The 14,253-nt window shown below is 44.0% G+C and carries 11 protein-coding genes; 3 read left to right on the top strand and 8 right to left on the bottom strand.

The window, feature by feature from the left end:
• Window positions 1-350: 350 nt before the first annotated feature.
• The 8 genes from Q8W40_RS03415 to Q8W40_RS03450 all read right to left on the bottom strand — a co-directional run bounded on the left by Q8W40_RS03415 (window position 351) and on the right by Q8W40_RS03450 (window position 10,654).
• Window positions 351-1,367, bottom strand: a complete 1,017-nt coding sequence (locus Q8W40_RS03415; protein WP_305395889.1) for a hypothetical protein — start codon at window positions 1,365-1,367, stop codon at window positions 351-353.
• An 11-nt stretch (window positions 1,368-1,378) separates the two neighbouring features.
• Window positions 1,379-2,752: an OmpP1/FadL family transporter gene (locus tag Q8W40_RS03420; protein ID WP_305395890.1), complete on the bottom strand. Its 1,374-nt coding sequence runs from the start codon at window positions 2,750-2,752 to the stop codon at window positions 1,379-1,381.
• 28 nt (window positions 2,753-2,780) lie between these two features.
• On the bottom strand, window positions 2,781-5,096 hold the full coding sequence (locus tag Q8W40_RS03425; protein ID WP_305395891.1) for a patatin-like phospholipase family protein: 2,316 nt from the start codon (window positions 5,094-5,096) through the stop codon (window positions 2,781-2,783).
• A gap of 41 nt (window positions 5,097-5,137) precedes the next feature.
• Complete coding sequence (locus Q8W40_RS03430; RefSeq protein WP_305395892.1) at window positions 5,138-6,739, bottom strand: Dyp-type peroxidase; 1,602 nt, start codon at window positions 6,737-6,739, stop codon at window positions 5,138-5,140.
• Entirely contained in the window at window positions 6,739-7,434 is a 696-nt protein-coding gene (locus Q8W40_RS03435) for a hypothetical protein (RefSeq protein WP_101115203.1), read from the bottom strand. Before Q8W40_RS03435 ends, Q8W40_RS03430 begins: the two co-directional genes overlap by 1 nt.
• Before the next feature lie 15 nt (window positions 7,435-7,449).
• The gene (locus Q8W40_RS03440) at window positions 7,450-8,106 is read right to left on the bottom strand and encodes a hypothetical protein (protein WP_305395893.1); all 657 of its coding nucleotides are present in this window, start codon (window positions 8,104-8,106) and stop codon (window positions 7,450-7,452) included.
• Between the two features lie 75 nt (window positions 8,107-8,181).
• Window positions 8,182-9,456, bottom strand: a complete 1,275-nt coding sequence (locus Q8W40_RS03445) for a cytochrome P450 (protein ID WP_305395894.1) — start codon at window positions 9,454-9,456, stop codon at window positions 8,182-8,184.
• Window positions 9,457-9,772: 316 nt separating this feature from the next.
• Entirely contained in the window at window positions 9,773-10,654 is an 882-nt protein-coding gene (locus tag Q8W40_RS03450) for a LysR family transcriptional regulator (RefSeq protein ID WP_305395895.1), read from the bottom strand.
• A 271-nt stretch (window positions 10,655-10,925) separates the two neighbouring features.
• Here Q8W40_RS03450 and Q8W40_RS03455 point away from each other — a divergent pair, with 271 nt between their 5' ends.
• From Q8W40_RS03455 to Q8W40_RS03465, 3 genes are all read left to right on the top strand, one after another.
• Complete coding sequence (locus tag Q8W40_RS03455; RefSeq protein ID WP_101115207.1) at window positions 10,926-12,269, top strand: aspartate aminotransferase family protein; 1,344 nt, start codon at window positions 10,926-10,928, stop codon at window positions 12,267-12,269.
• A complete protein-coding gene (locus Q8W40_RS03460) occupies window positions 12,257-13,075 on the top strand; it encodes a 3-keto-5-aminohexanoate cleavage protein (protein ID WP_305395896.1) in 819 nt (272 codons plus the stop codon). The genes Q8W40_RS03455 and Q8W40_RS03460 overlap by 13 nt, the downstream gene beginning before the upstream one ends.
• Before the next feature lie 142 nt (window positions 13,076-13,217).
• Window positions 13,218-14,192 (top strand): TAXI family TRAP transporter solute-binding subunit, encoded by a 975-nt coding sequence (locus Q8W40_RS03465; protein WP_370693357.1) that lies wholly within the window; start codon window positions 13,218-13,220, stop codon window positions 14,190-14,192.
• Window positions 14,193-14,253: the final 61 nt, after the last annotated feature.

Raw genomic sequence — 14,253 nt, forward strand, 5'->3', positions numbered from 1 at the left:
TCTTAGGTTATTAATCAGAAAATGCGCAAAGCTTAGTCACAAGTAAAGCTTAGGCACAAATAAAGCTTAGGCACAAAAAAATCCCCAGCTTAGTGCTGGGGATTTGACATTAATGTATCTTGGTTTTTATAGATATTGATTTTTTATAGTGTTGCTATTTCTAGTTTTCTGACGGTGTCAGAGACCGACTTGTTGTCGGTTAGTTTGCAAGCAAAGGTGCTTAAAAGCGATATTTTGTACAATACACCATTCTATTTCAAAATGTAAATGTAAAATGATGAAAAAACGTCTCGCTTTCTGAACACTTGTGCTCATTGAGATTAAGCTCATTATAACTGGCTGAATAAGAGCTATTTTTTAGTCGGTATGCTTTTTTCCCCATTAACGAGAATATCCAAATACTGGGTGAGCATTTTTTGCATTTTGTCTTTGCACATCTCATCGTCACTGGCTAACTCTTGTTTTATAAGCAAAAGCTCTTGCGACAGTTGCGTTACAAACTGAAGTTTTTCTTTCCGATATTGGTTTTCTAATTGTTGCCTCAGTACCGCTGGGTTTTGTACTTTTTTAGGAGTAATAAAGGATTTAAGGGTTTCGACGATCCTGTCCAGTAAGTTGTACACCAAGTTTGCAGAAAACCCTCCAAGTAAAGCGGTTGTTATACGAATAGCCGCGTGATTTGCCTCTGAATTTGTATCAACGGCTATCATGTCTGTCGTGGATTGTGCGACGGCATCTAAGTTGATTGGAATAAGCTGAGTGAGTGTAATACCTGATATTAATCCCACCACAAATCGAACCCAATATGAGCTCTCGTGTTTTGGATCATAGATGCCTTGGGTAACAAAGCTATTGGCTTTAAACAGCCCAGCAAAGGAAGCACCAATCGCAGATGCGGCTAACAGAATGGCTTGCACAAACAACAAATCGGTGCCTTGCAAATCGAACATGCTAGCGACCATATTTTCATTGTTAACAGCTCCTGAAAGGCTCAGCCCAATCAATGAAAAAAGGGAAACGAGCGCTACTGCCATCATTCTACGAATCAATGGCACACTGCCCAAAAATAAGAAGGGAGGTGCCTTTTTGTTTTCGTCATACATCAGTAGGATAGTTTGAGGCTTCGCAGGGGCGACTAACTCTGAGAGTTGATTGTAGATATCGGTTACCTGATGTGCGCGGACATCTTGCTCCTCTGATAAGCCTGAGTTAAGCAGTCGCATTAAATTTCCTGGAACGGTAATCCCTTTTGAAAATGCGTAGTGTGCAAGTGCTTCACATTCATGTTCCAACTGATCTAAAAAACCGCTGTTGGTTACCATTGTGGGTTGCTGTTTTTCTAGATCTTCGGTGTGAGGTATATCCATTGTGCACCTTCCTAGAACGTGTAATTAAGCTGTGCCATAATTATATGGGCATAGAGGTCCAGATCAGCCGATAACGTACCGCGAGGTATATTGTTTCCACCTTCGAGATCAATCGTGACTGGGGTAAATTTGATGTACTGATAACCCATATCGAGCTTCACGTTTTCGTTGTATTGATAGCTCATGCCTAATCCAACATTCCAGCGGTCATTATTTGGCGCTCGCGGGCTAACAGCATCAGCTGGCGTAGGGTTCCAATCGTATGCGAAACCAGTGCGTAGTTTTATGTCTTGGTTGTATTGATAGCCCATTCCGACAGCGACGAACCAGCTGTCGTGCCAATTGTTGTCTACTATCGTATCCGCCAAACCGTTTCCGTAAGTCACGGTAGTATCTGTGAATGCGCTCCAGCCAAATCGATTGGCGTTTCCATACAGTTCGAAATCTTCATTTAGCTTATGCAATACCCCAATTTGAAGCATGGAGGGCGTATCGATATCAAATTGAGCGCTGCCCGTTGGGCTGCTGATGGTGACGCCTAAAGATGCAGCCGCGCTCACTAAGGCAGCGTAGTTGGCTGACGATCCTGTAAGTTCTACATCGCCGTTGAATGAGTGTGAAATCTTGGAGCGATAAGACAAACCAAACCGAGTGTTTTCGGTCATCTGGTATTCGGTTCCTAATGAAAAACCAAAGGCAAGATCTTTACCCGTAATGGTACTGGCTACATCGGTATCCACACTTGGAGATGTCGTGGATGTTGCGACCATCGTGCCTAGTTCTACGGTGTAATATTGGAGATTTACCGCCGCCCCAAAAGACCATTGGTCGTTCATTTTCCACGCGACTGTTGGGCTTAAGTTATAAGCGAAAAGTGCCGTTTTGGTGGCTGTGTAACGAGAAACGGCGGTATCAGGGTAATCGGAAACGTATGCGTAGGGGGCACCAATGCTAAGCCCCAGTACTAACCCCGGCTGGTATTCATGGGTAAAGTACAAAGCACTGCCATAGGCGGTATCTATTGGCTGTTTTGGTTCGGCGGGATACCCTGAAACATCCACGGTTCCAGACGTATATGGCGCCGTTGCAGTGGCATTTCTTAGTTTGGACGTCGGCATATCTAATACCGCTCCAATGGAAAAGCGTGTTCCATCAAACCGTGCAATAGAGGCAGGGTTTGAAAACATGGCGCTGATATCATTAGCGCCTGTCCCGTTGGTTGAATAAGCGCTTCCCAAACCTTCAGCACTTTGGTGCAAAAAGTGATAGCCATTCGCCAACGCATTACTGATGGGCAATACTGCAATTGCTGAAGATAGAAGCGAATAGGACATTACTTTATTCAGCTTGAAATTGACGTTGTTTATCGATTTTTTATTATTCATTGTGTACATCACTTATCCGTAAGTTAATTTAAGCGCTTCGTCGATTAGAGAAGGAATCTTCTGATTCTGAAATGCTTTGTTCTTGATTAAATAGGGTCTGATAGGCCACCTGATACCCGAGTGCGCGATAGGCTTCAAATTGCGCTTCATCGAAGAATTGGTCTCCAGATGATTGGTTAGGAAACGCTGGGTTTTTGGATTGATAATTTGCGATGTACCGATATTTATCGAAATAATCATTGTTGCTAGGAACGTCGGTAGACATCATATCTTCTGGGTGGGTCATGACCGATTTTATGTAAAGGATTTTGCCGACTCGCCCATTTCTATAGTGGATTTCTCCATGAGCATGCGCTTGATTTTTTTGCTTTATCTCGTCTAGCCCTGTCATCGTGATTTTGATACCAAAGTCGGTTTGAATCATTCGTATGGCGTCCATCAAGCCAGAGAAGGTTCCCTCTAAATCTGCTTCTGCATCGGATATGATGATGAGCCTGCATTCACGACGAACCAGTTCGTACAATCCTAGGTTCTCGAAATGACCACCATCAGATAAGTTGATGTAATTCTGACTAGTATTGATATTGCCTAACAGCTCTTTGAGAAAGTAAGAAGGACCGACACGGTCATTTCTGAATAGCTTTTTCCACCAAGTACGGCTAGAACTCTGTTCTTGGTTATGGATTTTAGATGGGTTCTTTACCCAATAGTCATAACGAATATTGAGCATTGCCAGTAAGAATACGAGAGGTTTTACGGTGTTTCGCCCCATATTTGGCGCAACTGCTGCTCCCGATATTGCCGTGGCGGTTCCGAGGTTAATGCTTGGCTGAGACGCTTCAAGATCTTGAGTCTTACAAAAACCCGTTTTATTACTTCCGCTAAAGCATTTGGAGAAGATGAAGTTTTCGCCCAGTCGATCTTTTTTATAGGCGTTGACGCTTTGTCCACCATTCAGAGTACAGTTGATCAAAGAGTAAGGCGCATATTCGCTATCCAATTCTGAGAGCTTTAGTTTGTCGGTATGAATGATGGGGGCATGAGGAAAAGGGCTCTGTTTTTTAAACAAATAAGCGAGGCTTAACCTATCGCGATAAAATCGATTTACCGCGGTAAAATTGGCACTGCCAGTAAACTGGTTAAGAAACATGAGTGCTATTGTTAGCGACACGATTGCGGTATAGCTTGTCTCTTGAGTTACAAGCGAATCACTTACATCCAACACCACTACCCAGCATGCGAAAATAGCGGAAAAGCCGATACAACCGACAACAAGCTGATTGCTGATCTTGCTTAGGTTTGAAATAACTTTTGCTAGAAGCAAACTGCATACAATGGCGATAGCGAAACCATTAATGCCCATTTGGTGCAATGATATCCCCCATAGTACAAGAGTTTGATACCATTCAAGCGCCAAGGGTTGAGCTTCAACAATGGCGCTGCCGAATATCGCTGCAACGTTAATGGCGATTGCTGAGGTGATTCTGTCTCGCCAAATCCAAGACTGGTTGTTCGAGGAGCTTACGTTTTCAGTGGCGTTTGTCGTCAGTGCAGAACCAATATAGTTAAGCAACAAAAGCAACATGAGTGATTTCGTCACTGGGAAGTGCGCACCTAAACCAATGTGCTCTAACCACGAGGCATAATCGCTATAAAAGCCAAGTGGTGATGTTGAGAGAAACGCCATTACCATGGCAAAAATAAGCAGATAAGGCAGCACAACTAAGGCGTTAAGTACGATACCCCGAAGAAAAATGGCGGGAACACGTATTGTGTCTAGACCGCCATTGGGAGCCATATAATTCGAATTGTTCCGTAAGTGGCGGAATTCACTCGGCTCTACATCGCCTTGCTCATGGGTAAAAAGAGCATCGATTGCTTCCGTTTTTTTATCGGCGTACTGCTCGTTTGTCACCGCCCCCGTCATCGCGCTTGAAAATGCAGAACCAATGTAGCCTCCACCTGAAACCGTAGAGAGATAATCAACGTTGTTAAGTAGGCCGCTCTTTTTGAATGCTTGAATGACACCGAGATTAAATGTAGCGGAACGAATCCCACCACCAGAAAAGCATAATCCAACTAAGCCAGGGTGAAGAACACTAGAGTCCTCATTCCACATCTGTTCTTGGTTTTTATCAGTAAGGGACTCGATGGTTTGATTAAGAGGAACAGAACGCTGATCCCAAGGTATCAGCGTCTGCTCAAAATCAGGCAACGAGCGGGGGGAGCGCTCTAATGCCTGACCATCTCTGTTTACTACCTTTCGTTGCAATACGTGTTTCAATTCTTCCGGTAGCACAACTTGATAGAGATAATGATTGTGCTTTGTTATTTGATCAGCCATATGACGTCCTTGTCTTTTTACACGTATTAGGTCACGAGACCCTAAGTAGGGTCGATAATGCCTTCTGCTAACATTCGCAATGCAGTGAGGCTTGGAATAAAGAAGTAATCACCACCTCGCGTTTCCACGAATCTTGGGATATGAGAGCAGAAAAATGGCTTCTTGCCGGTTTGTTCGTTCCCTTGAATGAGCATGCTGCCATCTGCTGAGATGTCTGGGTTATTAGACATATTGCCGATGATTGGGTCTTTCTCATTGGAGCGTTTAAAATCGTTGCCGTAGTTCATCCATTGCTGTTGAACAAACTCGAATTGGCGCTCTATATCGGCATTTAACGCCATGAATATAATGCCTTGGTTACCGGAGTCTTCAGGCGATTCACTCACGGTGCCATAAGGTAGACCACGGCGAAGGATACGTCGGCGATTCACTAACGCGCCTGGCGTATTGAACGCATCTTTCACACCGTATTCGAGTGCACCTCGTGGGTTGGCTCTACGAACGTGTGAGCCCATTGGGCATACCGAGCCTTTTATGTCATCACTGTAGTTGAAAGCCGTGAGTTGCTGTTTTAATTCGAGGTACTTTTCTTTATTTGCAGTTGTCGGATTTTCTTTTGCGTCTTTCTGCGCTTTGCGTAATTTATCGTGAAACGCATCAGCTTCCTTTTGAGTTGGGAAAGAGGCTATTGGGGCACCATTCTTCCAGCGACCAACAAATTTTGCCGATAGCGCTTCGCTTCCACCTTCAAAATCTTTGCCGACTTCTTCAGTGTAACGCTTGAAAGATTTGACGTTTTGGTGGAGCTTTCGATACACCATAAAAGTGCCATTTTTAGCCAATAGCGGTGGTGTTGGAGCTTTAGGGTATTCAAACGATTCGTCTCGATGCCCAAGTATAAATTCGCCTGTTTCTAGTGGCTCCCAACCTTCCATCTTAGATGGGTCTTTCCCTGTTGGTTTTCCGGCTCCTAGGACGCGCTCGGCCGGTGCACCTGTTCCTTTGAAAAAAGGATCGCTAATGCCATCTACATAGCCAAAGTGTTCTTTTGGCGTGACTTTTTCATTTTCTTTTAATGCAGCAGCGTCTTGATAAGGGAGTAACTCCCCATTGCTGGCACGGTGACCTTGCAACAACTCTACGCCGGCATCACATATTTCTATCAACCTAAGCAGCTCTTTGTAGCGAATTTCAATGTCTGCTTGAGTTTGTCCATTTATCGATAACCAAAGATGCACTTTTTCTGGTGAATGCCAAATAGGGTCCCAATGCTCGGGTGCGCTTGATAGATCGTCTCCGAGTATGTCTTTTCTCGCTGGCATACCCATAGCAAAAGCTTGTGGAAAAGATTGAAGTGACTGCTGCGGCACACCGATTGCCTTTAACCCGTTATAAGTGAAACCAACGTTGGTGGTGGCCAAAGGCTTAGGGACTGGCTCTTGGTTTGGACCTGGCTGCCCCCATGGGACAGAGGTTGTGACGTTATTGATGATTTGTCTTAAAAAGCGCCTTGCATCGGCTTCTTTTCGTACCGACAGAAATAGATAGCGCGCATGTGGGTAACCAAATCGTCCATAACCCTTAATAATATTACCTTGGATATCGTGGAGATCTATTGCAGCAGGGGAAGGCGTATCTGACATTATTCTGTCTCCAGTGATGGTTTGTTTTCAGCGACAGAAGATGCGCTGTTCTGGCTATAGATATGGGCGGTTGTTGCGACTTCTTCTAAGCTACTCGCCCCTGCGCTCCAACTCGGTGATGAAAGATTGTCGATGTCTATTGCTCGTTCAAACTCTCGAAACAGTTTTTGAATTTCATGAGCTGGCTTACCCTGGTTTGCGTACACAAAGCGAGAAAATTCTTGCTTCAAAAATAAGCTTTTCAGTTGAGCTTTTAGAGACAAGTCGTTCGAACCATTAAAAAAGAGCTGGTTATCGATTTGGCATTTTTTAACGTATTCGATGAATTGGTCTGCATTGCTTACTTCGTCAAAAGCGACGCAGTGTTGCCAGATTTTCTTCACTTCCCCTTCAGCGTGTTGCCACATGTCGTAGAGGTAGGAGTCCAGATCGCCATAAAAATTGCTACTGAAAACGAGATATTGAGACTGTAAGTGTTCCTCTCTCGCGGGATGACCTTGATAAAACACATCCGAGAGCACGTAAAAGCGGGCTAAATACGTGTTGGGAACCTTAGCCATCGGGCTGAACCTATCTAACGGTAGCGCATGTAGGTAGTCTCGAAGTATTGCACTGTATGAGGTGTCGTCTTTGCACCCGTTAATGATTGGGCACAATGCTGTTAAGCCGTAGGCGTTGCCACTGGTATTAGACATGATTTATTCCTCTCTTTAACTGGCTTTAGCAAGGCGTTTTTCTACGGCTTCGGCAGAAAGGCTGACGATTGGAGAAGGTGCCATCATTCCAATGTGATCTTGTAACGAAAGAGTCAATTCGTCGTAACGCTTTTGAAAATCGTCCGCTGATTCATTGGCTGGCGTTTCTTTAATGAATTCTGAGAGTGAGCTTCGAATGTGCTGCCCAGACTTTACGTCGTTCGAAGCCGCCATTGGGTAGGCGCTGTAGTAGTGGTTTGTCCATACTTGATTTGATGTGATGTAATCGTGAAAGGGTTGCAGTGGCACTGAACCCGGGTATTTCACGTTGTTTTTCCAGAATAGATCCAAACCAGATGGAATCGCGCTATGGAAAGAGTCAACGTATTGAGCCCAACTGCCATTAAAATTGCTAAAGAAGAACATGTAGCTGTACTTAATGGTTTCTTTGGGCTGTGATTCTGAAAGCCTAGGAAATTCACTTGGTTTTATGATCGCCCAACGAGCGTAATGAATCAGAGAAAGCGTGGTTAACCCATTTAAAGACGCCCCAACTAATTTCATGGCTCCAGAGTTAACTGTCCAAAATATGAATTTGTTTAGCCAGCGCCAATACCATTTTATTGGTGTAACTACGTTCATGGCATACGCCTTACCCGCAATATTTGACATACCACATTCCTGTATAAAGTGATGGATTTTATTATTGTCTACTGGCGCCTTTAGGCAGACCGGTAGACTTGTTGATTATGCGACTTTTGATGGTTTCTCTATTGTCGTATCCGGTGATGTCTCATCGGTGTGACGGGATAATTGCTCGTGTGTGATCGTTAGACTTATCGGATAGGGTTCACGGTATTGAACTACTCCAAGTTCTCCTTCGGCTCTGAGAATATGCTCCGACTTCAAGATGGCTTTCAGAATATTAGGGATTTGGATTAGGTTAATGTATTGACCGAAGCAGGTATGCATACCGTAACCAAAATGCATGTAAACGTGCCTTGGGCGATCTAACTTAAATGATTTGGGGTGAGGTAAGTCGCGTCCATCCAGCATTGCAGACTGTGTAGCGACCAAGACTTGTGTTCCTTTCTTTATTTTCCTAGAACGCCATGTGCCTTGCGCTATCGTGTAATCACAATTGGCAATACGGAAAAGACCTGCACCAAAGGATTTAAAACGCAAAGTTTCAAGAACGAATTGCTCCAATGTGTGCATGTCGCCTAAATGTGCGGCACGTTGCGCCTTTATAAAAAGTGCTTTGTTATCTAATAGGTAATCTAATACGAGAATAGCGCATTTCGAGGTGGTAGGGACTAAGCCTATGATTATGCCAATTAAGTTGTTGCGGATATCGTAGTCGGTCATTCCAGGTGTACCAGACTCTTGTAACTTCAAACATCGTTCTAAAATATCGTCTTTTTGATCACGTTCGTTAGCTGAAAGCAGTCGGCGTTCTTCGATCAAATGATCGATATGAGCGCGCAAGCTAGCGGCGTCTCGTATCGCGGCTTCTTCAATATCTTTCGGGCAGTCTGGGTAGAAAAGGTACTGAAATAGGTTACAAGTCCAGTTAAATAGTTTTTCCGGCTCGATCCCAGAAACGCCTAGATATTCAGCAGTGAATTGGCATGGCACAACACTGGTCAGCTCAGAGACTAACTCAATTCTCCCTGTGCTGTTTTCCATAATTTGCTTGGCGAGTTTATCCGTTAGTGGCGCTACGATTTTATCTAGGTCGTCACGTCTAACCGCTAAACGCATATTCGACACATCTCTCGTGTAGTCCGGTATATCATCCATTCCTAAAAAGAAGTTACTGCCGTCGGTGATTACTCGCATCTTATCGGCGTAAGTTACGCCTAACTCACTGGGACGAGACAGTGCTTCCTGAACGTCTTTAAATCGGGTGATCAGTGCGTAATTCTTATAAAGAACATTGGGTTGAATAAACCGGAGTATAGAAAATATTAGTGGGACGTTGTCTGACGCCCACGCTTTTAGCCGCGCGATTATGCTCATAATTTCTGCCAATTGACGTTTATCTGTTTGCGCACACCGTGAAATCTGTGTTTCATCTAATGTGAACCAGTGTATTTATTGTTAGAAGAGTGGTTGTTTAAATTAATATGCAACCATTCCTTATAAATATATTGGTCTTAAGTGCGGTAAACTGAAAATATCTTCAGATTAGGATCACAAGGCAGAGAGAATGTAACTGATATGAATGTAAACGGTACGTAATGTTGATCTGTATATGAAAATGAAAGGTTAATATAAAGTTATTTTCAATTACTACTTCATTTATTCAAAAAACACACTATAGGGCACGCTGTTTTCATCGCTCCAGTGACCGAACCCAACGAGTGAATGAGGTAATATGAGGTTCACTCAACTTATAGCTTGGGCAGATCAAGTAGTAGCCATAAGGGCTGTCGAATCTCACGTCAAGCGGGTTTATGAGCGCTCCAGAATCGAGTTCTTTTCTCACCATAAAATCGGGCAAAAGGGCGACTCCACAGTTCCGTGCCAACAAAGGCAAAGACATATAAAAATGTTCAAATGCGACAGGGTAATAATTGGGCGAAATTTGAGTCTGGCTTTTGTTCAGCATCAGTTCCCAAAGCTGCGGGCGGGTAGATTGGGGAAGCAGAGGTAAACTGAGTACTTCATCTATCGAGCTGAGCTTACCAACGCTTGGATTGGCAACCAAGATGAGCTTTTCTTGAAATAGCCATTCCGAATGCTCATAGTGCTTGGCTATTGGTAGGCAACGAATTGAAACATCAGCATCTATTCCCCCCTTGGGTAGCCGCCCATCTCCGGTGTTAACTGATATTCTTAAGCGCTGATTTTGTGCGAGAAACTTGTCTATTTCAGGCAAAAGCCAAAGGTTGGCAACAGAAGGGGACACATTAAGCTGCAGTAAGTTTGTTTCCGAATGAGTTTGCTGCATTTCGGCACTGGCTGTCTGAATGGCTTCTATGCTTGGCACGACTTTACTGAGGTACTGGTTTCCCGCTTCTGTCAGTACCAATCCACTTCCTTTTCTAACAAATAAGGCTTGCCCAAGCTGAGTTTCAAGCGATTGAATTTGTTTACTTATTGCCCCTTGGGTAACGTAAAGCTGTTTGGCTGCCTCCGAAAAGCTGAGGCACCTTGCGGCAACAATAAAGGCTTGAAGTGCTCGGCTAGAGGGCAGGTGTTTGGTTAACTGCATGGTGGTTACTTTCCGTATGGGTGGACAACTTCTGCTTACTTAAGATTTTAGAGAATAGACTAAAGGTGAATCACCATTATTCCATTTACTCATACTAGTGAGAATAATTCGCTTGTCGGGAAATCGCAAAGCTTTATCTTGGTTATTAATTAGTCAGAGGCTAAGTAAGCAGAAGCTAAGTGATCATAAGCTAAGCAAACGAAAAGCTAAGCAACCGAAAGTTAAGCATTCAGAAATTTAACAAGCCGAATAAGGCACGTAAGGATTCGCCATGACTCATCTCATTCACCGACATTGCCACCATGTACCTCCCACAGTGAAAAATGGACAAGGCATCTATCTTTACGATCAAAATGGCAAGCGTTATTTAGATGCGTGTGGCGGAGCAGCGGTCTCTAACCTCGGTCATAACAACCAAAAAATTAAGAATGCCATGATGCGACAAATGGAGGCGTTGCCATTTGCTCACAGTGGTTTCTTTACAACCGATGTTGCAGAAAAATTAGCCGATACATTGGTGTCTGTAAGTCCTAGCTCACTTAACCATGTTTACCTTGTTAGTGGTGGGTCAGAAGCCGTTGAATCGGCACTGAAACTTGCGCGCCAATACTATCTGGAAAAAGGTCAGGGGAGTAAATCTCAGTTTATTGCGCGCCAACAGAGTTATCACGGAAATACATTAGGTGCGCTTGGCGTTGGTGGCAATGAATGGCGTCGTGCTCCATTTCGACCATTGCTGAAAACGACGCATCACATTTCCCCGTGCTATCCATACCGAGATAAGCTAGAAAGTGAATCCGAATTTGAATACGGGCAACGTGTCGCAAACGAACTAGAAAATAAGATTCTTGAAGTGGGGGCAGAGAATGTGATGGCATTTGTCGCGGAAACAGTGGTTGGAGCGACAGCCGGTGCATTGGTGCCTGTAGAGGGTTATTTTGCTCGTATACGTGAAATTTGCAGCCAATACGATGTGTTACTGATTTTAGATGAGGTGATGTGTGGAGTGGGTAGAACTGGGTCATTCTATGCATTTGAACAAGAAGGGATTGTGCCCGACATTGTGACTGTTGCGAAAGGGCTCGGTGGTGGATATCAACCCATTGGTGCAGCCATCGTAAGCAGCCAGATCTACAAAACCATCGCCAATGGTTCCGGGTATTTTCAACATGGGCATACGTTCAATGCGCACCCAATGGCTTGCGCTGCCGCATTAGCGACAATCAATGAAATTGTTGAAGGAAACAGAGTTTCAGACGTTCAGGCCACGAGTGATTTGCTTTTCGAGAAGCTGAATGAAGCGTTTAGTGATCACCCTAATATCGGTGATATTCGAGGAAGAGGATTATTCATTGGTATCGAATTTGTAGAGGATAAACAGACGAAAACGCCTTTTTCTCCAAATAGCCAATTGGAAAAAAAGGTGAAGAAAATGGCGATGGAAGAAGGGCTAATGTGCTACCCAATGAAAGGCACCATTGATGGTCAAAATGGTCATCACGTGTTGTTGGCGCCACACTTCATCATGACACCATCGCAAGTATCAGAATTGGTTGAAAAACTGCAAGCTACCTTTAGCCGACTATTTTCATTGGAGGCAGTATGCCAGCCATAATCGTTGCTCCAAATGGCGCACGAAAGATGAAGGGCGATCACCCTAATATCCCAATATCTATAGAAGATGTTGTTAAAGATGTGAAAGCCAGCGCGCAAGCTGGCGCAGCGATGGCACATGTGCATGCTCGAACGTTAGAGGGAAAGCATACACTTGGGATACGAGAAAACGCTGCTCTGCTTTCTGAACTCAAAGCTGAATTAGGGAATCAAATTCTGATTCAATTGACCACGGAAGCTGTTGGGCAGTTTTCCTCAACAGAGCAAATGACCTTAATTGAAAAAGTCCGCCCGCCCGCAGTTTCGTGTGCCATCAAAGAACTGATTCCAAATAAAGCGTCTGAAGCGACAGCGCGAGACTTTTTCAGCTTAGCCAACCAACAACACATCCTCATACAGTGGATTGTTTATAACCAAACGGACCTCACGCGCTACTTTGATTTGCTCAACCGGCAAATTATCCCTAATACGAACCAGCATTTATTGATTGTTCTTGGGCGCTACCACAAACAATTAGAATCTCATCCCGCTGATCTATTGCCTATGCTGACTCCACAGCTTCTTAATTCGGATATTGCTTGGGGCGTGTGCGCTTTTGGGCGATTGGAACAGCAGTGCCTTATCTCTGCTATGTTATTAGGTGGAGATGCACGGGTTGGGTTTGAAAATAATCATTTTTTACCAAATGGAGAATTGTCTCCGGGAAACGAGTTCCAAGTCGCTCAACTTGTTCAGCAAGCAAACGCAATCAACCTGAATGTGATCAATGCTAAAGAATTTGAGTCAATATTGAGATGTGGCGAATAACTTCATGTTTTAAGATGAAAATTTCGCATACTAAATTAGACTATGTTATTTGTTAAAGTTGTAAAACTTACGTAAACGGAACTATGTTTCCAGAGACAGAAACGCATGTGTGTTGCATGCTAACCAACAGAAGGAAAGGGATATGACGTTCTTGAAAACGGCTTGTGTTGTGATGGGGTTGACTGGTGCATTGGGTTTAGCAACAACCGCGAACGCAGCTGATGACTTTGTAACTATTGGTACAGGTGGCGTTACAGGTGTTTACTACCCAACGGGAGGCGCTATTTGCCGTCTGGTGAATAAAGGGCGTAAAGACCATGGTATTCGTTGTTCTGTAGAGAGTACTGGTGGTTCGGTTTATAACATCAACACGATTCGTGCTGGTGAGTTGGATTTGGGTATTGCTCAATCAGATTGGCAGTACCATGCATACAATGGTTCAAGTAAGTTTGAAGACAAAGGTCCATTTAAGGATCTTCGTGCTGTATTTTCTGTACACCCAGAACCGTTTACTGTCGTAGCACGTGCAGATGCAGGCATTAAGACATTTGAAGATCTTAAAGGTAAGCGAGTAAACATTGGTAACCCAGGTTCAGGTCAGCGCGGTACGATGGAAGTACTGATGGGCGAGCTAGGTTGGACAATGAAAGACTTTAAACTTGCTTCAGAGCTGAAAGCGTCTGAGCAGTCTAAAGCGCTTTGTGACAACAAAATTGATGCAATGATCTACACAGTTGGTCACCCGAGTGGAGCAATTAAGGAAGCAACAACATCTTGTGACAGTGTGATTGTAGAAGTAAGCGGTCCTGCTGTAGCGAAACTTATTGCGGACAACAGCTTCTACCGCGTAGCAACCATCCCAGGCGGTATGTACCGTGGCAATACAGAAGATGTACAAACGTTTGGTGTGGGTGCAACGTTCGTAAGTTCTACTGACGTAAAAGAGAAAGTAGTATATGAAATCGTGAAAGCAGTATTCGAAAACTTCGATACCTTTAAGCGCCTTCACCCTGCATTCAACAACCTGAAAAAAGAAGAAATGGCAAAAGATGGACTATCTGCGCCTCTTCATGCTGGTGCAGCAAAATACTACAAAGAAGCTGGCTTAGTGAAGTAAATCACATCGCTTTTTATTCAAAACCCGCTTAGCTAAGCGGGTTTTTTTGTGCCTGATGTAC

Origin of the sequence: Vibrio penaeicida (genome assembly GCF_030689305.1) — a bacterium.
In the GTDB taxonomy this organism is placed as follows: Bacteria; Pseudomonadota; Gammaproteobacteria; order Enterobacterales; family Vibrionaceae; genus Vibrio; species Vibrio penaeicida_B.